Origin of the sequence: Streptomyces vulcanius (assembly GCF_042653945.1) — a bacterium.
Lineage (GTDB): Bacteria > Actinomycetota > Actinomycetes > Streptomycetales > Streptomycetaceae > Streptomyces > Streptomyces mangrovi.
Map to the genome: position 1 here is coordinate 1 of NZ_JBHSFK010000079.1, position 22987 is coordinate 22987.

At 73.6% G+C, this 22987-nt stretch carries 4 protein-coding genes; all 4 read left to right on the plus strand.

Annotation, left to right across the window (positions count from 1 at the left end; translation table 11 throughout):
• Positions 1–178 precede the first annotated feature (178 nt).
• The 4 genes from ACFPIH_RS54985 to ACFPIH_RS55000 all read left to right on the plus strand — a co-directional run bounded on the left by ACFPIH_RS54985 (position 179) and on the right by ACFPIH_RS55000 (position 22206).
• Positions 179–16843, plus strand: coding sequence for a hypothetical protein (locus tag ACFPIH_RS54985; RefSeq protein ID WP_385879364.1), 16665 nt, complete (start codon positions 179–181; stop codon positions 16841–16843).
• The gene (locus ACFPIH_RS54990) at positions 16836–18047 is read left to right on the plus strand and encodes a ricin-type beta-trefoil lectin domain protein (protein WP_381185467.1); all 1212 of its coding nucleotides are present in this window, start codon (positions 16836–16838) and stop codon (positions 18045–18047) included. The genes ACFPIH_RS54985 and ACFPIH_RS54990 overlap by 8 nt, the downstream gene beginning before the upstream one ends.
• Positions 18044–21454 (plus strand): right-handed parallel beta-helix repeat-containing protein, encoded by a 3411-nt coding sequence (locus ACFPIH_RS54995; RefSeq protein WP_381185465.1) that lies wholly within the window; start codon positions 18044–18046, stop codon positions 21452–21454. Before ACFPIH_RS54990 ends, ACFPIH_RS54995 begins: the two co-directional genes overlap by 4 nt.
• A gap of 137 nt (positions 21455–21591) precedes the next feature.
• Positions 21592–22206 carry a helix-turn-helix transcriptional regulator gene (locus ACFPIH_RS55000; protein WP_381185462.1) on the plus strand — a complete coding sequence of 205 codons (615 nt, stop codon included), beginning with the start codon at positions 21592–21594 and terminating at the stop codon, positions 22204–22206.
• Positions 22207–22987: the final 781 nt, after the last annotated feature.

Genomic DNA, 22987 nt, shown 5'->3' on the forward strand with positions numbered 1-22987 from the left:
CTCCGGCCCCACCGTCCGCGACCACCCCCGCACCACCACCCGAACGACCACCACCCAAACGACCGCCACCCCCGACACCCTCCCCCCCGACGAACACGACCCCCGCTGGGACACCAGCCAGGCACCCCGGGCCAAAGAGTGGATCGGGACCACCCTGGACCGCACTCGCCCGGCCCGTGTGGACCCGGAGTTCCCTCCGCCGCTCACCGCGCTGGCCGAGGTGTCGCAGTTCGCCGACGGCAGCCGTATGCCCGCCTACGTCGACGACCTCCCCTCGCTGCTGCGGGAGGTGCCCGACCTCACCGACGAGCAGGTCGAGCAGCTCCTCCCGGGCAACCAGGGCGTCAGCTTCGGCCAGAGCGAGGTCGTGCTGCGCGGCGTGGACGACGTCGTCGCCGAGATCCGCAGGCAGTTGGTGGACCGGCCGCACGTCGACCCGGCCGCCGCGGAGCTGGACACCGCCGGAACCGGTCTGCTGGCCGAGGTGCGGCGGACCCTCGACCTCCGGCCGCGCAGCCTCACCGGGGAGGGCCGCAGCTTCTCGTACACGGACCGGTCGGGGGAGACCCGGGTCCTGCACCTCTCCGTCCGCCACCACGGCAACTGGCAGCGGTTCGGCGACGACTACGGCAAACCGTCCAAGATCGACACGATGCACCGCGCGGTCACCACCTTCGGGCAGACGAAGAGCGTGCAGTCGGTCAGCCAGCTCGGGCTCGGCGTCCCGCTGCTGGCGCCGATCAGCAGCGTGCTGCTCGGCGGCTTCGCCCGGGTCGCCGTACGGGGTTCCAGGACGGACAAGGTCTCGTACACCCAGACCGACCAGGGCGTCACCGAGATGGAGACCCGCACGCTCGACGGCTCCCATGTGCATCTGGACGACGCGTACTACCGCCTGCGGGTCACCGACGACGAAGGGCGGAACGCGGCGGTCGGCCTCGGATTCACCGTCCGGGACGGGCTGTGGGCGCGGCTGCCGGACAGCGTGACGTCGGCGTCCGAGCCCGGCCGGATCCCCCGGACGATACGGCTCGACCAGAACTCCCAGTACCGGCTCGTGCGCACCGAGGGCTTCGGCCCGGTGCGGCACATCCTCGACTGGGCGGCGGCGGAGGTCGGTGCGCGGCCGAGCAGTTCCGCGCACCGGGAGCTGGAGTCGTTCTTCTCCAGCGACAGCTTCCACCGGCTCGCCCGGACGTTCGCGTCCGGCCGGGTCACCACGGTGCCGCTGTTCGCCGACGACCGGCGCAAGACGCCGCTGGGCGTGATCGTGGTGGAACGGGTGGTGCCCGTCCGTGCCGTCCTCGTCGGGGAGACGGACCAGGCCGAGGTACGGGACGTCAACACCTCGACGGTACGCAGCGAACGGAACCGCTCCCAGGGCGTCGGCGTGACCCTGGAGGCCGCCGCGGGCCCGGGCCTGAACTTCCTCGACGCGATCGGTGACGTGCTCAACCTCCGCTTCCAGTTCGGCCCCGCCTTCCGCGCGGTCTACTCGGCGAGCCGTGCCGCGATGCTCGGCGGGTTCGGCGCCACCCGGTCCGCCGGGCAGGTGAAGGGTGATCCGACCGGCCTGTACTGGGTCATGAAGACCGTGGATGTCCGGCGCGACGGCAGCACGGCCGCGCCGGAGCAGTTCCACACCTGGAGCCTGGACCGGATGACGCGTACCGAGGCGCGCCGGCTGGCCGGCTGGGACGACGGTACGCGGACGGCCCTGGACAACGGGGCGCCGGAGCCGTTCGCCCCGGCCCATCTCACCCCCGACCGGCCGCCGACGCTGGGCATGCACCGGGTGGAGGAGTTCAGCCACGACGACGGTCTGCGCACCCGGACGGTGGACGGCACGGACCGCACGCTGCTGGACCACGTGGCCGACCGGGTGCTGAGAGCCGTCGCCGAGGCCTACCCGGGACGGGCCGCGCCCCTCCACGAACTCGAGCGGGGGCAGGGGAAGGACGACCGCGAGTACCGGACGGCGCTCTCCAACACCCTGTCGATCCTGGGGGCGCTCTCGCACCAGAGCATCGCCGGGAACCTGGAGGCGCTGACCACGACCGGCCTGCTCATCCGGCTGAACGAACCGGGCGGGATCAAGGAGGGCCACCACTACATCCGGGTGCACGGCGAACTGACCGGCCGCACCTACGTAGGCGTCCAGAAGGATCTCAAGCTGCGCTACGGCGCCCCCGGCGGGGAACGGCTCGACGGTCAGACGGGCCGTAAACGCCTCCTGGAGGCGGGCGTCGAGGGTCTGCTGTCGTTCCGCGACGCGAACACCGGGGACAGCGGCACCATCGGCGCCCCCGACAACGCGCTCACCCTGTCGGCCGGGGCGCGCGGCGGCGTGCAGCGCGAGCGGGAGACCGGGTCCGGCGCCACCGCCACCAACGATCCGACGTCGGTGAGCCTCGGACCGTCCGACAAGTACCACTACAAGCTGGCCTTCACCGTCACCCGCGGCGGCCACTGGCGCCCCGGCAGTCTGCTGCGCGGCGTCGCCACCCTCAACGTGCTCGGCACCCAGCCGTTCGTCTTCTCGCAGCCCGAGGACGTGCTGATCGGCACCGGCGCGGACGGCACACCGGTGGGCGGCGGGCCGGTCACGGGCCAGGTGCTGATCAGCGTCCCCGACCGGCACGCCCCCGCCGAGGACCCGCACCGGCCGGAGGCACCGAACCCCTACCGCTCCCTCTCCCTGGGCGGCCCCCTCGACGTGGGGTTCATGAGCCGGGACCGCGCCCTGGCCCTGGCGACCGGCGACTTCACCGGGCACGGGGGCATCGGCCGCACCGGGCGGGGCTCCCCCGCGTTCCAGGACCTGATGCGGCGCCCCTTCGTGACGGTCTCCCTGGTGACCCCGCCCGCGCTGACCAGCGGGGTGAGCGACGCCGTGCGGGACGCGTCGGGCGGGTCCTGGCAGTTGACGCTGGAGGGCACGCCCGCCCGGGAGTCGGTCATGCGGACGCTCCAGCCCCGCTATCTGACGGCCAACGCCGACCAGCTCCTCGGACCGCTGGGTTCGAGCGGCAGCGGACTGCTGTCCGTCGGGCCCTACACGACCCGCTGGTCGACGTTCCGTCACCTGGTCACGCTGAGCGGGCTGCGCGCCCTGACCGGGGCGGAGGAGCTGAACACCGAGATGACGCTCGGCGGTACGGCGGCGGCGTCCGGCAAGACCACCAGGACCGCCACCCGCTCCTTCGGCGGTCAGCTGACCTACGTCAGGGCCCATCCCGGCGGCACGGGCGTCCTGGGCGCCTACGGCGTCGTACTCAACCCTTATGTCCGCTCGGCCGGGGAGAGCAGGACGGTCGTGCGGAGCGTCGCGGCGGAGATGAACCTGAAGGGGTTCAGCCGCCAGGTGCTGGTGGCCGCGACGGCGGAACACGAGTTCGCGATGGTGTCGAGCACGGTGGGCACTTCGGCGGCCGGCAAGTGGTTCGTGCCGGGGGCGATGGCCGACGCGGCGGGCGTGACCGTGTCCGTTCCCGGCGGCATGATGGCGCACGTCGCGGAGAAGGACGCGCACGCCCTGGGAGTGATCGAGGACGGCATGGGGGAGGTCCCCCGCTACGCCTCCCGGCCCTGGGCCCCCCGGGCGTGGCTGGCCACCCACTCCTTCGGCACCTACCCCGTCAACGCGCTCGACCCCGAGGAGGTGCTGAGCGCGTTCGACGAGAAGGCGGTGGATCTGCTCGGGCTCGACAACCTTGGCCGGGAGAGGGTGCGCACGCTGGTGTCGTCCCGCGTCCAGCGGGCCCTGGGCAAGGAGATGACCGGCGGCGGCTGGTCGACGCCCGTGCGCACCGGGGCCCTCGGGTGGGGCAGCGTCCGGGTAGGCCACCGGTCGGTCCGGGTCCGGGTCGAACTGGTCCCGGGCAAGCCCGAGTTGGAGATGCTCGACCACAGCACGGAGATGGAGGAGAGCCGGCAGGCCGTCGAGACCGTCCAGGAGGCGTCGGACCACTCCGCCGGCCCCGCTGTGGGCTTCGTCGTCGGCCAGGGCGTCAACACCGGCGACCCGACGGTGGTCACCGCCGCTCCCACGTACGGCCAGATCGGTTCCCACCGCCTCGCGGTCCAGTCCGGCCGCAGCACGACGAGCGTCGTCATCCACCGGGACGCCACCACCGAACCGCACGCCGTGGTCGTCACCCCGTACCGTCTGCGCATCACGCTCGAGGCGGGGACGGACGGCGAGACCTCGGCCTCGGGGTGGAAGGGCTTCACGGGCAGGCGGACCATCGTCGAGGAGGGCGACGTCGGCACCCTGCGCGAACACGTCCCGCTCAGCCTGATGGTCCCGACCCCCGGCGAGAACGACGGCCCGGGCGCCCCCGACCCCCGGCTCGCCCCGCCCGACGACCTCTCCCCCGGCCCGGGTCCGGAACGGGACCGGGTCGCCGAGGTGCGCAGCCCGGACACCCGGCACGGCGACGGCACCCTCAGGCCGCTGCGCCTTCCCGAGGAGGGCTTCCACGTCCGCACGGTCGGCGGACAGGGGGAGTTGCGGCAGGCCGCCCGACAGGCCATCGGTGACTCCTACGCGGCGGGCCGGGGCGCGAGTGAGCGGTCCAGCACGGCCGGCCCGTCCGACACCAGCCTCACCCGGCCCGACACCGGCCCCGCCCAGGCGCTGACGGACGGCACCAGCCGGGCCGCCCTCACCGCCTTCTTCCACCGCGCCCTCACCGAGGACGGCTACGAGGTCGCGGGACTGCACCACAAGCACCCCGTCGGTACGGACAGCGCCACGCTGAGCCTGCGCGCCAAGCCCGACTTCGGCGCAGCGCGGCTGCTGGCCGTGGCGGACGGCATGAAGATGGAGGTGCTCAGGCGGGCCGGCGAGGGGGCCGTCACCTCGGTGTCCCGTGAGGGCGTCCAGGACTCGGCGTTCGGGCTCGGTGTCATGACCAAGTCCGACGACACCGGCCTCAACCAGCTGGGTACGGCGCTCAGCGGCCCGTACTCCGCCGACGGCGACGGGACCGCGGTCGGCGGGGAGCGGCTGCGCTCGCTGAACGTCAAGCCGAAGAACGGCCGGGTCTTCCTGTTCTCCGTCCCCACGACCTGGCTCAGCACCGCGGACGTGCGCCGGAGCGTCGCGGACTCCCCGCTCGGCAGGGTGCTGCGCGGCACCTTCGGCAACCTCGGTCCGAGAGAACGCTCGGTCGCCTCCGACGGTTATGTCCTGGCCTGGGTGCGGGACGACGTCGCCCGTGACCTGGGGCTCATCAGCGACGAGAACTTCCCCGAGAACGTCGCCCAGGCGTGGAACGCGGTCGGTGCGGCCACCAAGGCGTGGGTCGGCGCCGACAAGGCGTACTGGAAGAAACGCCGTGCCTCCGGGGATGTCCTCCCGGAGCTCGAAGGGGCCCGCACGGCCCGGCGGGACGCGGAGACGGCCGTCCGCGAGGCCACGGACTCCCCGGAGGACGTCGAGCGCGCCGTGGCCGAGGCGAACGATCGCCTGAAGGCGGCGGACGCCCGGCTGCGGGCCGCCCAGCGGGCGTTCGACACCAGGCGCTCCGAGCTGGACGCACTGCGCGCGAAGGCGGACAGCGCCGCGGCCGAACTGCACCGCGTACGCACAGCGACCGACGCACTCACCCAGTGGCACCGTCTCCACGCCACCGCCGAGGGCCGGGAGAAGCTGGCCGATCTCGCCCCGCCGCCCAACGTGACCCACCACGCGCCGCCGAAGCAGCCCATGCCCCCGGCCCCGGCCCGCCGCGCCTACACCAGGACCCCGGGCGACGGTCTGGTCTCCCCCGACGGCACCCGTTACACCCTCATGGACGTGCCGAGGGACGGCCGTTCCTTCTACCACGCCCTCGCCATGAGGCTGCGCCTGGACGGGGACGTCGACGGGGTACGCACGCTGCTCTCGGCCGCGGTCACCGACAGCGCCCACGCGGACCTGCTGGACTTCGTCGCCCCGGACGACAGCGACGCCTTCTCCGCCGCCGAGATCACTGCGGCCCGCCTGGACCTCGGCACCGACACCCCCGCCCGCCGCGAGTTCGACGGCCTCGGCGGACTCCTTCCGCACTCGCTTCAGCTGTCGGGCGAGATCCGCGCCAAGCTCGCCGAAAGGCAACTCGGACGCCACCTCACCGCCGACACCGGCTGGGACCACGCCGCCGCCGACCTGCTCCCGATGCTCGCGGCCCGCGTCTACGACGCCCGGATCACCGTCGTCCGGGGCGACGGTACCCACCAGGACTTCACCGGCTACCTCGACGACCGCCCCGCACCTTCCGACCGGCACATCGTCCTCCACCTGGACAACCGCCACTACCGGCCGGCCGTGCCACCGGTCCGGACCGAGCAGTGGTCGGAGCGCCGGGCCGACGCCCCCGCCTCCTTCCTCCGCCTGGACTGGTTCGACCCGAGCAACGACCCCCTGCACACCGACCGCGCCCCCGGCACCCTCCACGGACGCAACACCCTCGTCCGCACCCACATCCGCCGCATCCAGGCCGACGACGGCCAATGGATACGCAGCCTCACCCTCAACCTCCCCGTCCGCTTCGGACACGGCTTCCGGCCCGAAGAACTACCCACCTTCCAAAACCGGATACGCACACTCCTCGACACCCACATCAACCACGGCCTACGCCTCCCCCGCTCCGGCGACCAACTCCACATCCACCTCACCCTCACCCCCGCCCCCCACCACGCCGAAGCCATCGAACTCAGCCGCACCCCCGACCCCACCCGCTCCGACCAACTCCACATCAGACTCGGCAACGACCCCGACCGCGACGACACCACCGCCCTGCACGAAATCGCCCACTACGCCGGCCTCCGCGACCGCGCACAAGACCCCGACACCCTCTTCCGCCGCCTGCGCACCACAAGCTCCGGCCACGGCCTGATGCTCGACGTGAGCAGGACGCCCGGCGGAGACGCCCTCACCCCCCACGACCTGCGCACCGTCGAGGACGTCCTCGACTCCGGCCCCACCGTCCGCGACCACCCCCGCACCACCACCCGAACGACCGCCACCCCCGACACCCTCCCCCCCGACGAACACGACCCCCGCTGGGACACCAGCCAGGCACCCCGCGACTGGACGACCCCGCCCTCCGCCTACGTGCGGAACTACGGTTCGCAGCACGACGGGACCGTAGGCCTGGTGCACATCGAGCCGCTGTCCGCCGACGTCGTGGACGGCCTGCACCGGCAGATCATGGACGTGGTGGGAGTCAAGCGGGACCGCGAGGGGCGGCTGCCCGACGACCATCCGGTGCTGGACCGGCTGCGGGACGCGCTCACCGCCGAGGAACTGGCACGGCAGCTGCCGTATCTGCGCAGCAGTCGCGGTCTGGGCCTCACCGTCGTCCACGGCCGCGCGCAGCGCGAGGTCGAGGTGCGGCTGGCGCTGCGTGCGCCGCAGCGCTCGGCACGCTACGGCGCGCACAGCGTCGAGGACCCGGAGCTCCGCGTGGAGCGGCGGGGGCTCGGTACCCAGGAGGCGTCGGCGTCGAGCGGCGCGGGGACGGTCCGTACGGTGCCCGTGCCCTGGACCGTGTCCTTCCCCGTAGGGGCGGCGGGGCCGGTGCGGGGTGTCGACGCCGCGCTGTCGCTGTCGCTGACGCACAACCAGTTCTCGTCGTCGGCGACGGTCACGCAGGTCGTGCAGACGATGACCGCGCAGCGCAGCAACGAGCTGTCGCAGCCGTTCGAGTTCGACGCGGTGTGGGAGGTGCGGCTCGGCGCGAAGCGCAACGCCCCGCCGGAGAGCTGGAGCCCCGCCGTGAGCCACGGGCCGGTGACGGTCTGGTTCCCCGAGCATCTGGCGGTCGACCACGGCGGGGGTCTGCCGGAGCCGGCGCGCCTGGACGACCTGCCGGTGTGGGGCGTGGACACGGTCGTGGAGCCGGGTCGGCTGCTCGCGGAGGTGCGGGAGGAGTTCCGGACCGCGCTGGCGGGGCTGTCGAAGGCGTCGGCCGCGGAGCTGGAGACGTTCCTGTCCGAGCCGGTCCTGCGGGGCACGCTGCCGATGCAGGTCGGCGGCGGGATCTTCTCGCCGGTCCTGGTGGACGGTGTCGGCGACGCGATCGGGATGCTGAAGCTCACCACCAAGGTGACGCCCGGGACACCCACGTACCGCTCCGTCAACGGCAAGATCAACCTGGAGGCGCATGTCACCCAGACGCTGAAGGTGGACAGTTCGGCCAAGCTGACCAGCGGTGTCGCCCTGGACGGCAGCCTGGGCCCCTCCTTCACGGCGGACCACGCGGAGGGCCACCCCGGGGCGTCGTCCGTGCTCTCCGCCAGTCTCCTCGGCAAGGCGGGCGTCAAGTGGCAGACCAACGCCTCGCTCGCGGCGGGCGGTTCGGCCGGCATGTCGCACGCGGTGCGCAGCAACAGCAGCCATCTCCTCGTCCCCGCGAAGGTGTTCCACCAGGTCACGCTGATCCGGCCGCGCGGCGGCAGTGCGGTCGCCGCCTTCGGGCCCTGGGAGGAGGGCATGCACCTGCGGATCCTCGGCAGGGGGGCCGCGCTGGGCACCGAGCACGCCCCCGGCGCCGGTGACCGGGACCTGCCGGAGGAACTGGAGAACCTGCGGGCTCTCGGCTCGTCGGCCGCACCGCTGGGCGTGACGGGCACCACCCCGCTGTTCGCGCGAGCCGAGACATGGCTCCGTGAGCAGGGCTTCCTGCCCCCGACCGAGCCGGCCACCGGCTTGTCGACGACCGGAGAGGCGACCGCCCAGGCCCGCCTCATGAACCTGCGACGCTTCGAGCAGGTCCGCTCCGACGTCGGACTGCGCGCCTCGGTGGACGCCATGCTGGACGGTGGCCACACCCTGCACCTGGAGTACCCCACCCTCACCGGCACCCGCCGCGTCCAGCTCCGCCTGACAGCCCTCCGGGACAGGGGGCCGGACTCCGGGACCACCCCCGCCCCCGGCACCGGCACCCCCAACCCGAACACCAGCACCGCCCCCAGCACCGGCAGCAGCACCCCCGCCCCGAACACCAACACCGCCCCCGGCGCCCAGGACACGGACACCGCGGCCCGGCACATCCGTACGCTCCCCGAAGTCCAGACCATGGGCATCACCTCCTTCAGCGTCGGCGGCACCGAGTCGAAGGGGTACGCCTACGGCTGGCAGGCCGGGTTCGGCGGGGGCCCCGCCGCGCGGATCGGCGCGCACCCCCTGTCGGTCGGGGGCAGCGCGGACTACGCGTACGCCCGTCAGACGGCCCACACCTCCACCCTCGGCTCCGGGGTCAACCAGGACCAGTTCTTCATCAGCGGTGCACAGCACACCGAGGTCTTCGAGATACCGGCGCGCTTCGCGCTCGATCTGTACGAGGGGACGGGCGCGGAACCGGTCGTACGGTTCGCGCAGCCCGAGCGGCACCCCGACGACAACGTGCCGGCCGACGCCCCCGCCGACATCGAGCGCCCGGCCGAGCCCGAACGCCCCGTCGTCCGCACGGTCGAGGGCCATCTCACCCTCGCCGTCCCGCACCACCGCACGATCGAGAAGGGGTCGGCAGGCCAGACGCCGCCGCCCGGTCGCACGGTGCGCCTCGCCGACGGCAAGGACCGGGCGCGGCTGGCGATGACCGGCCCGGACGGCACGCCCGTGCCCGGGACGGTCCGGCTGCCCGACGACGCGGTCATGGACGTCCTGCACGGCACCGGCGCGCTGCTGGACGCCTTCCACCGGGCCGTCACCCACACCCACGAGGGCCGTTCCGAGCAGGGTCCGGCCGACCGGACGCCGGGCAGCGCCGCCTACCCGACCGGCAGGAGCCGGCTGTCCAGGATGCTGTTCGGCGCCGACCCCACCGACCAGGGCACCACGGTCGCCGAGATGCTGCGGGCCGCGCTGAGCCCGGCCGCGCTCGTCGCCCGCGCCCACCAGATCCTCAAGGGCGGCCTTGTCGTGGAGGGGCTGGCCTTCAACGGAATCGGCGCCGACCACGAGTACTCCGTGGAGCTGCGCGGCGTCCTGCACGACCCGGAGTACCTGGGCAGCGCCAAGCAGTACCTGGAGACGGACGTCGGCGCCACGGACACCGCCGCCCGGCAGACCACCAGGAGCGGTGGTCACCAGTTCGCCGGTGCCCTCACCCTGCAGGAACAGGCCCCGAAGGTCCCCGACGGCGCGCCCAAGCCCGGCCTGACCTCCCTGTTGAACGGCTCCGCCCGCTACGCGTACTCCCGCCGCACCGACGACAGCGACACCCTCACCTCCAGTGCGGGCGTGACCCGGACCCCGACCGAGAGCGGCGCCCTCCACCGCATCCGCACCGGCGTGACGTTCCTCCTGACCGTCCGGCACGGCCGGCGGAGCCTGATCACCAACTCCCTCGGGTTCGGCACCGCCGCCCCGGTCACCCTGGCCGTGGAGCTGCCGCGCGCGGCGCAGTTCCTGCTGTCCGACGCGCAACTCGCGCGCGACGCCAAGTGGTTCACCGGCGTTCCCGGCCTGACCGTGCCCGAGCGGCCGGAGCCGACGCTCCTGCTGCCGGACCGTTTCGCCCGCACCGGACAGCCCGGCCTGGCCGGCGTGCTGTCCGTCCGGCAGTTCGACGTCGACCCCCGAAACCCCGACGACCCCGACCGCCGGGTCGAGCAGCGCGACCGGCTGGGCCGGGAACTCACCGCCCTCGTCGAACGTGAGGCCCCCGGCTCCACCACCCCCGGCCACTCCTCCTACCTCCCCGGCGTCCTCGCCAGGATCGCCGACCTCACCATGCCGACCTCCCTGCGCGCCCTGCCCGGCCGGGGCCCCGACGACGTGCTGCGCTTCCACTTCCGGCATGTGGCCCTGGGCGGCACCCGGCTCGTCGAGGTCACCCTGCGGGCCCGGCCCGAACAGGACACCGCCGGACTGCGCACCGTGCGCGGCAGGCCCGCGGGACCGGGCACCGGCCAGGAGCAGGTGCACACGCACGCCCCGGCGAACACCTCCAACGCCGTGGCCAAGACCCGCCAGCACGCCGTGACGGCCAACCCGGGCACCCGCTACCCCCGCCCCGCCGACGACGCCCGCACCGACCGCACCGGCCCCGCCTTCACGTTCACCGGCACCAAGGCCGTCACCGCGAAGACAGCCGCCTCCGCCGAGGACCGTCACTGGATGCGGACCGACAGCGCGGTCGACGCCGACGTCCGGTACAGGTTGGAGGCCTCGGTCCGCTCCGAACTCGTCACGGAGTGGCCGCCGCAGCTCCCCGGCGGTCTGCTGGAGGGCGGTGTGCTGGCCTGGTACGACGACTACGCCGACGGCCGCACGATCACCGAGTGGCTGAACCGGACGCTGCACGGCCGCCCCGCCCGCACGGTCACCGTGCCCGCGGAGGTCACCCTGCGCTTCACCGGCAGCGAGGCCGTGCCCTCTCCGCTGCCGCAGCCCCCGGCCCGGCCAACGGTCTCGGAGACCCGACCGACCGCGACCGGCGGGCGCCCCCTCGGACAGCGGATCGTGCCGACCGGCCCGGCCCCGGTGTTCCACTTCGACGCGTACCCGCAGCTCGCCGGGGCCCTGCGCGCGGTCGCGCCCCGGCTGGAGTCCACCTGGCAGTCCTCGGACGCCTCGGGCTCCGCCGAAGCCGTCGCCGTACGCATCGGCGAACTCGTCCAGGCCGGCGAGATCGCCCTCGACCCGCCGCGCGCCGCGGGCCTCACCGGGACCCTTCCCGGCGCCTACCCCCTGGAGACCGGCTCCGGCGCCCCGCCGACCCTGCGGATCTCCCTGCACAACCCCCGCCGGATCACCGACACCGGCGACGTCGCCCTCGACCGGCTGCGGCTGCCCACCACCTCCGCCTCGACCTCCCTGACGGCCGGCACCACGCTGGCCACCGTCCTCCAGGCCGCCTACGCCGCCGACGACTCCTCCCGCCACCTCGTCGGCGTCGGCCTGCCCCTGCTCGCCCAGCAGCCCGTCACACAGGGTCCGGGCTCGGGGACCGCCGCCACCCGCCGCGAGTGGGCCAAGACCGGCGGCACCGCACAGCCCGAGAACCAGCGCGGCGTCCGCAGCCACGAGACCAGGACCGACGTCGTGATCACGGTCGACGGCCCGGCAGGCACCCGGTACGTGTCCGGCACCGCCGAACTGCGGCTGTCCGAACGGGACGTCCTCGGTCACGGCATCACCGACGCCCGCACCGACACTCAGGTCTACGACCTGATCTCGATGCTCGCCGACCGGCCCGAGCCCGACCTGCGCGACTGGACCACCCACCCGCTCGCCGACCTGCCCCGCGCCCTGGCCGACCGCCTCGATCCGCAGGAGCGGGCCGCGCAGGTGTGGCTGGCCCCCGGCCCCGACCCCGACGGCTCCCGCCTGGCCCGCGCCCTCTACGCCGCCTCCCGCACCGCCGTCCTCGCGGACCGGCCGCTCGAACTGGTGCTGCGCGCGGACGACGGGCTGTGGCACTGGGAGTTCGACCCCACCGGCACCCTGCGGACCGGCGCCGGCGAGGACACCGTCCGCGCCGCCTGGACCGGCCTCTCCGCCCACCTCGCCACACACGCCGAGGCCGCCCACGCACAGGCCGACGCCATGCGGCGGGAGGCACAACTCCGCGCCGACCGGAACGGGACCCGCACCGCCCTCGCCGACGCCGAAGCCGCCCTCGCCACCGCCACGGCCGGGCACGGGGAGGCCCGGGCCGCCCTCGCCGAGGCCGAGGCAGGGCGCACGGCCGCCGAGACCGACCTCACGGCCTCCCGGCGGGAACAGCGGGAACGGGAGGCCGAGATCCGGGAACTGCCCGGCGCGCTCCTCGCCCTGCCGGCCAAGATCAACGAAATACAGCGGCAGGAACGGGCCGCCGCCCGCGACGCGAAGACCGCCGGCTCCATCGTCCAGCACATCGACCAGCAACCGGCGGGCAGTGCGTTCCCGGAGCGGTCCCGAGCGGCACGCGAACGCGCCCGGGCCGCCGACGAGCACCTCGAAGCCGTCACCCGCGACCTGGCCGCCCTGCGCGCCGACCAGAGGGACTTCCAGCACAGGCTCAACGCCGCCCGGACGGCCACCGACCCGGTCCCCGCCCGCGAACAGGCCCTGACCGAGGCGACGTCGACGGCGGACGGGGCGAGGGCCCGCCTCGACACGGCGACCGAGAACCTCGCCCGGGCCACCGAACACCGCGACACCCTCCGCGACCGGGTGCCCTCCCTGGGCCGTGACATCGACGCCGCGCTCGCCGCCCAGACCGGCCACGCCGCCGTCCAGAGGGCCATCGAGCCGGAACTCCCCCGCCTCGCCCACGCCCTCGGCACCGCCCGCCACGCCTCCGGCACCGGCCGGGTGAGCGTCCCCCTCTCGTCCCTGGCCGCCACCCCGGCCCGCGCGCCCGGCACGGCACCCCGCACCCTCCCGCATGCCGCGCCGTCGGGGGAGGAAACGATCTCGCGCGAGGAGAAGGCAGCCGCGGTCAGACGGGCCTATGCCGACTTCTTCTACGCACGACCCGGTTCCCCGAAGTTCGAAAGCGCGTATTACGAGTTCCTGGACACACAGGAGCTGACCCCCCGCGCCCGCCAAGCGGCCACCAAAGACAGAGCGCTGGAGTCGATGCGGATTTTCCACGCCCAGCTGGAGAAAATCGCGTCGGATCACGCGACCGAGGCGACGCCGATTCCGCACACGCCCGGTGAACCGGTGCGGATCTACCGCAAGATGGCGATCGAGGAGGCCAAGGTCATCCGCGGTGAGCGCACCGCGACGGCCGGCCTCAAAAAAGCGCTGAAGTACAACGACAGCAAGCAGTACCGGAAGTTCTTCACCACCTCGCTGTCCCACACCAACGTGTTCAGCAACGCCAACGCGGCCTCCAGCTCCGAGGTCGTCGTCGCGTTCACGCTGCCGTGGGACGGCTACTGGAAGTTCGTCCGGCAGTACGGCACCCCGAACCAGAAGTCGGGGGCGTACGAGATCCCCCACTCCGCGCTCATTCATCAGGAGCGGCTGCGGACCGGCTCGGCGGCGAATTTCCGGGAGCAGGCGGACGTCGAAGCGGTCGTCGCCGGGCAGACGCATCACAACATCGGCATCGGCCAGGGCAACGTCGGGGACTTCGGCAGGATGGTCACCGACATGACAGTGGTGCCCCCGCAGGAGGTGGCACGGGCCGACCAGGAGGCTCGGGAGGCGGCACGGGAGGAGCGCCGGAAGCGGGCGTACGAACTGGTGCGGCAGAAGCTGGCGCAGCGGGCGGCCGAGGGCGGGGTGCACGGCGAGCCGTTCACCGACGGCCGGGCCGGCACGGCGGCGCCGGAAGCGGAATCGGCAGAACCGGTCGCGGTGGTGGAGCCGCTCCGCCCGGCGGACCCGGACGCGCTGGTCGCGGAACTCCTCAGCACACCGAGGGCCGAACTGCCCTCGCGGCTGGAGCTGTTGAGCCAGGGACACCGACGGTGGCTGGCCTCGTACCCCCCGTTCCTGGACGGCATGCGGACGTCGCTGCCGACGGAGGACCTCGCGCGGGCGGCGGCGCGGCTCCTGACCGTCGTACCGGAGGCGGTGCAGCGGCCGGTGTCGGCGCGGCATGAGACGTACGCCCAGGTGGCCCGCATGCTGCGGGACCCGGCCACGGCGCTGCGGATGCTTCGGGCGGGGGCCGCGGTGGTGGTGCTGCCGCGGCACGTCGCGCTGACCGGGCTCAGCTCGTTCGCGGAGCTGCACGGGGGGCTGGAGCCGTCGGGGCGGCGGAGCGTGGCGGAGCTGCGGGGGGCGGCCGACGAGCTGACGGCGGCGGTGCCGGAGGAGAACCTGCTGGGTGAGCGGACACCGATCGGTCCGGTGCCGCACCAGCCGGAGGGGTACTCGTCGGCGACGCACGAGATCGCGCACCTGGTGCATCTGGCCGGTCTGACCCCCGAGGACCAGGAGCTGATCGGGCGGGCGTTCCAGGAGAAGCAGGCGAAGGGCCCGGACGCGGAGTGGCCCGACGGCAAACGCCGGGACCTGGCCGACCAGAAGAAGGACAACTACTCGGCGACGAACGAGTACGAGTACTTCGCGCAGGCCAGCACCGCCTACCTGGGCGCCAACCACGGCACGGACACGGCGACGGGCCGCGCACGGAACAACGGCCCGGCGTGGGTGCGCGCCAACGAGCCCACCCTGGGGCCGCTGCTGGAGCGCCTCTACGGACCGGACCCCGAGGCCGCCCCCCGCACCCCGGCCAACCCCGTGACGGCCACCGACGCGGACAACGCCAGGTACGCGGCGTTCCATGACTTCATGACCGGCGTCGAGGAACGCGCCGCGACCCGGCCGACCGCGCCGACCGCGCCGGCTCCCCCGGCCCCGGTGTCCCCGGCCCTCGTCGACGCCACCGCCCACGGTGAGATGTCCATGCCCGAGCCGCTGGACCGGCGGGAGTTCGTCAAGCAGGCCATCAGCCGGCCGGTCGCCGGGTCGGGGCACCGGCCGCCGTTGACCGTGCACGCCTCCGAGCAGGGGACGGACGGCGAGCCGCACAACCGTCGTATGGTCCCGGACGCCGCCGACCTGGAACGGCTGCGGGCCGCACGCACCCCTGGCGATCCGGCGTACCGGGACGGCTGGGAGCGGCTGACGCCGAGCCAGTCCTGGGCGCTGCTCGCGGCCGAGGAGCGCGGGGAGCTGTTCCACGCGCCGGAGCGGGAGGCGTTCGCGCGGCGCATCGCCCGGCTGAACGCGTCGGCCCGTACCCGCTACCCGGTGGACGACCCGGAGCGCATGGACGCGATCCTCCAGGCGGCGCACGACCATGTACGCGCCCTGCCCATCGCCTCCAACCAGGATCTCGCCGCCCGGCCCGACGGCACCGGGCCCACCCGGGCCGAGGCCCTCACCTCCGACGAGCACTTCAGGAACTTCTGGTCCACGGGCTCCACCGGCGGCACCTTCAGCCGTGCCGGGCGGGGCTGGGTGGAGGAACTCCAGGGGTACGGCGCCGCCCTGCGCCGGGTCGAGGGCACCCCGCAGGACGGCCCGGGCACCGGCGACTTCGACCCACCCGCCCCCGACGAGCTGCCCAAGTACGCGGCCCTGGTCTCACCGGCCCAGCACGGCGGCACGTACTCCTACGGAAGCGCCGTCTTCTACTGGAAGGACCCGGTGCGCGCCAGGGTCACGCACACGCCGGGAGACAGCGCCGACCGGGGTGGGCGGGGCGTGTTCTCGTACACCGACAACGCCCACGTGTTCCCGCTCCTCGCGCACGGCGAGGACAAGCGCGTACGGCTGGCGCTGGCCGAGGCCACCGGCTTCCGCTACGACCCCGGTCTGGGCCGCGAGGTGCGGGAGCTGGGCCACGCGGCCGTCGGCCGGTACTTCGAGACACAGATCCACGGCGATCTGACCTGGGCGGACGTCGAACGGATCGTGCTCAACTGGGGCGACCTGTACGCCTCGAACCAGCGGTTCACCACGCGGGCCGAGGCCGAGAGCATGGCCGCCTTCCTGCGCGCCTTCACCACCGGACGCGGCCTGGACCTCCCGGTGGAGCTGGGCCGGGAGATCGGCGAACCGGACGGCGCCCAGCGGCTGGCGGACCAGCGGCTGATCCGGCTCTACGACCCGCAGGACGGCGTCGGTCCCGAGGAGCGGGCGCTGGGCGAGGCGCTGGACCGGCGCGCGGCGCGCGCTCCCTTCCTGGCCCGGGCCACCGACCAGGCCCTGCTCGACCTGGCCCGCCTCCTGGGCATCCGCGACCCCGACCCCGAGCAGGCGCTGCCACGGCTGTGGCGAACCGTCCGGGGCGCGCCCGACCTGCTCGACAGGAGTCCGCAGCACCTGCGTTGGCACGCCGCCCTCAACCCCCCGTCGGACAGTGACAGTAAGGACAGAGCACGTCATGAGTGAACGAGCGGCACGGACCGAGACCGCACGGGCGGAATCGGCACCTCCCGAAGCAGCGCGGCCCGAAGCAGCGCGGCCCAGTGCTCCCGAGGCCCCGGCCCCGGCGCCCACCCCGGCCCCGGCCCCGGCCCCGACGGCCCCGACGGCCTCGTCGTCCGGCGACGGCAACGGCAACGGCAACGGCGACGGCAACGGCAACGGCAACGGCAACGGCTCGGCGCAGGCCGCGCGGACGGCCGTGCCGGAGACCGCGAACCCTCCCGCCCCCACGGACCCCTCCGCCACCACGGTCCCCTCCGCCACCACCGCCGCGGCCGCCGACCCCCCGTCCCTCCCCCAGGCCGCCGCCCCCGTGGCCGATCCCGGCCAGGGGGTGCTGGGCGGGCGGCTGTCCTCCGGTGTCCTGGCCGGTGCCGCGCTGGCCGGGCTGCTGCTGATAGCCGCGCCGTTCGGCATCGCCTCGCTGGACAAGGGCACCCGGTCCGCCGAGTCGGGGCCGTCCTCCCGTGACGACCTCGCCGGGAGCCTCCCGCAGGACGACGAGCAGCCGGGCTTCGTCCCGGTCCCCGCGGAGAGCTCGTCCTCTCCCACGGCCCGGCCGCAGGCCTCAGCCACCCCGGGCCGCGGCTCGAGGGCCGGGGCGGCGGTGCCGTACGCCGGATCCGCACCCGCCCGGTCCACCGCCACCCCCCGGACGGGCGGCACGGCCACCGCGAAGGGCGGCACGAAGAGCGGCACGAAGAGCGGCACGAACACACAGAGAAGCGGTGACAGCGGCGGGAACAGTGCTGCCGCCGCCCCCCAGTCCGCCCCGCAACAGCCCGCCGCCCACCAGATCGTCAGCAAGCTCAACGGCCGCTGCATCGACATCGACAACTGGCAGGCGGTGCCCGGCGCCCGGCTGCAGATGTGGGACTGCGTACCGCAGGAGAACCAGCGGTGGAGGTTCTACCCGGACGGCACCCTGCGCGGCATGGGCATGTGCCTGACCAGCGCCTGGGCGTCGGGCAACGACGGATCGCCGCTCCAGCTCGCCGCCTGCAACGGCAGCGCCCAGCAGAAGTGGGTGCTCAACAGCCACGAGGACCTGGTCAACCCGGCGGCCGACAAGTGCGCCGACGTCGTCGACGCGGGCGCGCAGAACGGCGCCCTGCTCCAGCTGTGGTCGTGCAACGGCCGCGCGCACCAGAAGTGGGTGAGCCGATGACCCGCCAGGTGCTGACCGTCGACCCGCGGCGCGAGGCCGGCTCCCACGCCTCCATCGCGGACGCCGTACGCGCCGCCCGCAGCGGCGCGCTGATCACGGTGGCCCCCGGCCGCTACAGCGATCCGCTGGTCCTGACGGACGTCGTGACGATCGTCGCCGCAGAAGGCCGCGGCTCGGTCGAGCTGGCGCCCCGTTCCGGTACGGCGGTGACCGCGACCGCCGAGGCGGTGAAGCTGACCGGCCTGGTGATCCGGGGCAGCGACGAGGAACTCCCCGCCGTGGACGTGCCGGAGGGCCAGCTGGAGCTGGACGACTGCGAGATCAGCGCCGCCGCCTGGACGGCCGTACTGGCCCGCAACGCCGGAGCGCTGGCCATGCGGGACAGCAGGGTCACCAACCCGGCCGGCGCGGGCATCGTGGTGACCAGCGAGGCCGAGAGCGTGATCGAGGACTGCGTCCTGGAGGACCTGGAGGCGTCCGGCGTGGTGATCGGCGAACGCGGCAACCCGCTGATCCGCCGGTGCACGGTACGGGACACGGCCGGCAACGGCGTCTTCGTCAACGGCGAAGGCCGGGGCAGCGTCGAGGACTGCGACATCTCCGCCACCGCCAAGCCCGCCATCGCGCTGGAGGACAACAGCGCCACCCGCGTCCTGCGCACCCGCGTGCACGGCGTGCAGGGGACCGGCATCCACATATCCAGCCGCAACCGCGTCCTGGTGGAGGACTGCTCGGTCGAGGACCCCGCCGGGCACGGGCTCACCGCGACCGGCGACGCCGAACCCGTCGTACGCGCACTGCGAGTGACCCGCCCCGGGCAGCATGGCCTCCGCCTCGACGACAAGTCACGCGGCCGGTACGACGACTGCGAGGTGCGGGACGCGACGGGCGCCGCGCTGTGGGTCGGCGGCACCGCCGCCCCGGTCCTCACCGCCCTCACCGTCCACGGCGGCACGGCGACCGCGGCACACCTCACGGACGACTCCGCGCCCGAGCTCGACCGCCTCCGCGTCACCGGCACGGCGGACAGCGCGGTCACCGTCGACGAGAACGCCGACCCGGTCCTGCGCCGGACGACCCTCACGGACTGCGACGGCCACGGCATCGAGGTGTCCGGCACCGCCCGGGGCCGCTACGAGGACGTGGAGATCGCGGAGGTCCGCAAGTCGGGCGTCCGGGCGACCGACTCGGCCCGCCCGCTCCTCACCGCCGTCCTCGTCAGGGAGGCCGGCGGCAACGGCCTCGCGGTCTCCGGGACCGCCACCGCCGACCTGCGCGACTGCGACGTGTTCCGGGCCGGCACGGACGGCCTCGCCGTGGCGGCGGGGGCGAACGTGACGGCCGTACGCTCCCGGTTCCACGGCTGCGGACGCGCCGGCGTCATGATCGCCGCCCGGGGCAGGGGCGCGCTGACCGACTGCGAGGCCTTCGCGAACACCGGCGACGGCTTCCTGCTGCACACCGCGGAACGCGTGGACCTCCGCAACTGCGCCGCCTTCGAGAACGGCCGCAGCGGCCTGCGCCGCACGGTCCCCGGCCACGGTACGGCGACGGCGGAGCTGGTCAGCAGGGCCAACGGCACGCAGGACGTATGGGGGGAGGCGGCGGAGGCACAGACGGCTGGAGAGAGCGAGCCGCAGTCGCCATCGTCAACGTCACCATCACCGTCACCGCCGGCACCGCAATCGCCGTCGGCCAAGGCGCAGAAGACCCCGACGACCCCGACGACCCGGAAGACCCCGAAGAAGCCCTCCCCCCTCACCGAACTCGAGTCGCTGATCGGCCTGGACTCGGTCAAGCACGAGGTGAAGACGCTGGTGAGCCTGAACCAGATGGCCCGCCGCCGCGCCGAGATGGGCATGTCCGCCCCGCCGATGAGCCGCCACATGATCTTCGCCGGGCCACCGGGCACCGGCAAGACCACCGTGGCCCGCCTCTACGGCGGCATCCTCGCCGACATGGAGGTGCTGCGCCACGGCCACCTGGTGGAGGTGGCCCGGCAGGACCTGGTCGCGCAGGTCATCGGCGGTACGGCGATCAAGACGACGGAGGCGTTCGAGAAGGCGCGGGGCGGGGTGCTGTTCATCGACGAGGCGTACACCCTCACCTCGCAGTCGGACGGCGGCGGCGGTGGCGGCGGCGCGGACTTCGGCCGGGAGGCCGTGGACACGCTGGTGAAGCTGATGGAGGACCACCGCGACGAGGTCGTGGTGATCGTCGCCGGCTACTCGGTGGAGATGCGCCGTTTCCTCGCCTCCAACCCGGGCCTGGCCTCCCGCTTCAACCGCACCGTCGAGTTCCCCCACTACACCGTCGACGAACTCGTGACGATCGTCGAACACGTCTGCACCCGCCATCAGTACGAACTGGGCCCGGACACGCCGGAAGCGCTGGCGGCCCACTTCGAGCGCATCCCGAAGGACGACACGTTCGGCAACGGCCGCACCGCGCGCAAGGTGTTCGAGGAGATGGTGGACCGCCAGGCGTTCCGGCTCGCGACCGAGACGGACGTGGCCCCGGCGGACATGCTCCGCCTGCTCCCCGAGGACCTGGGAGCACCGTCGGTCGCCTCACCCGCCGGATCCTCCGACCACGACGGACTCACCGCGCTTCTCGCCGAACTGGACGCGATGGTCGGCCTGTCCGAGGCGAAACAGACGGTGGCCGGCCTCGTCCATCTGCTCGCCAACGCCCGCCGCCGCGCCGCCGCGGGCCTGCCGACGCCCGCGATGGGCCAGCACGCCGTGTTCTCCGGTCCGCCCGGCACGGGCAAGACCACGGTCGCCCGCCTCTACGGCCGACTGCTCGCCGCCCTCGGCGTCCTGCCCGGCGGCCAGGTGGTCGAGGTGGCCCGGGCCGACCTGGTCGGCCGCTACGTCGGCCACACCGCGCAGATGACCGCCGACGCCTTCGACCGCGCCCGCGGCGGCGTCCTCTTCATCGACGAGGCGTACACACTCACCCCCGGCGCGGGGAACCGCGGCGGCACGGACTTCGGCCAGGAGGCCGTGGACACCCTGGTGAAGCTGATGGAGGACCACCGCGACGAGGTCGTGGTGATCGTCGCCGGCTACACGGAGGAGATGGACGGCTTCCTGGCCTCCAACCCGGGCCTGGCCTCCCGCTTCTCGCACCGGATCGCCTTCACGGACTACTCCGCCGACGACCTGGTCGTCATCGTGGAACGCCAGGCGACGGCGAGCGGCTACACCTGCGCCCCACGGCTGCTGGATCTCCTGCGCCATCACCTCGCCGCCCTCCCCCGCGACCGCTCCTTCGGCAACGCGCGCTACGCCCGCCAGGTCTTCGAGTCCCTGGTCACCCGCCAGGCCTTCCGCCTGAGCGCGTCCGCGTCCCCGACGCTGGACGACCTGCGACTGCTGCTCCCGGAGGACCTGACCATGTGAACGCTGGTGGGGGGAGCACTCTCCTCCTCCCACTTTCTCCTCCCACTTTTCTTCTCCCACCGCCGAACTTTTTCCTCAGTCGCCCCATCGAAGGATGTCGACGACCGGCTGCCCCACCAGACTGAGGAAACATTGACATGAGCAAGCCCCGCGTAGCGGTACACGCCGCCGACCCGCTCACCCAGCTCGGACTGACGTCCTGCCTGGAGCGCAGGCCCCAGCTCACCCTGACGCCGCTGGAGGAGGCGGACTCCGTGGTGGTGGCGGTGGAAACCGCGGACACCACCACACTCGACACCCTGCGCTCCCTGCCCGCACCGGACCGCGCCCGCTTCACCCTGGTCGTGGGCAACGGCTGGTACGCCGACCCGTCCGCGGCGGTGGAGTGCGGGGTACGCGCGGTGCTGTGGCGGTCGGAGGCGACCCCCGCCACCCTGGTCCGTACGGTGGTCTCGGTCGCCGCCGGCCAGGCCTGGCTGCCCCCGGCGGTCCAGGGCCGTCTGCTGGACCAGGTCGAACACGTCCAGCGCGAGGTGCTGCGCCCGAGGGGCCTGACCCCCTCCGGCCTGACCTCCCGGGAGATCGACGTACTGCGCCTGGTGTCCGAGGGCATGGACCTGGCCGAGATCGCCCTGCGGATGAGCTACTCCGAGCGCACGATCAAGAAGATCGTCTCCTCCGTCATGGGCCGCCTGGGCCTGCGCAACCGCGTCCACGCGGTGTCGTACGCCATCCGCGCCGGACTGATCTGACCACACCGCCTCCACCCCGTGACGGCCCCCGCCCCGCCCCCGGCCCGAACGGGAACCTTCCACGCCCTTACGGCCCTCGACGCGCGGATCGCCGTACCCCTGAACAGCCGCAAGAGAACCAAAAGAACCAAAAGAACGAACAAAACGAACAAAACGAAGAGAACAAGGACGAGACATGCCGAACACGCCGACCCCGAACCCCACCCCGTCCCCAAGCCCCCTCAACCGAGCCCCGGCCCTGGCACCCCCCACACGTCCGGGCACAGCCACCGCCCTCCCCACGGTCCTGAGGGCGGGCACCCGCTACAGATGGACCCCCACCGAGCCACCGCGCCCGAACAGACTCCTCACGGAGCTCCACCGACGCCGCACCACCACCCTGCAGCCGAACCCCACGCCGACCCCCGAACCGGCCCCTGCCCCCGCCCCTGCCTCTGCCCCCGCCGCCCCCGCCGCTGAACCGATCTCCGAGGCCCCGGAACCCACTCCAGCCCAACCGGCCCCCCGCCTCCTCACCCTCCAGACGGCCGCGATGATGCTCCTGGGCTCACTCCTCCTCGGCACCCCCTTCCTCCTCACGCACAACGGATCGGCCCGCTCCCCGAAGGACGGCAGAACCACACAGGCTCAAGCCCAAGCCACCACCCCGCAGAACGCAACGGCCACACCCGAACCGGCGGCGCACCCCTCCACCCCCACCACGGCTCCCTCCCCCCACCCCGCGGTAGCCCTGGCCCCCGCCGGCCGCCCCCTGGCGGCCCCCCTCCGAACCACAATCCCC

Excerpts from the sequence above, each read along its gene's own strand:
- ACFPIH_RS54990 (WP_381185467.1), top strand. The coding sequence starts at position 16,836 with ATGAGTGAACGAGCGGCACGGACCGAGACCGCACGGGCGGAATCGGCA.
- ACFPIH_RS55000 (WP_381185462.1), top strand. The coding sequence starts at position 21,592 with ATGAGCAAGCCCCGCGTAGCGGTACACGCCGCCGACCCGCTCACCCAG.
- ACFPIH_RS54995 (WP_381185465.1), top strand. The coding sequence starts at position 18,044 with ATGACCCGCCAGGTGCTGACCGTCGACCCGCGGCGCGAGGCCGGCTCC.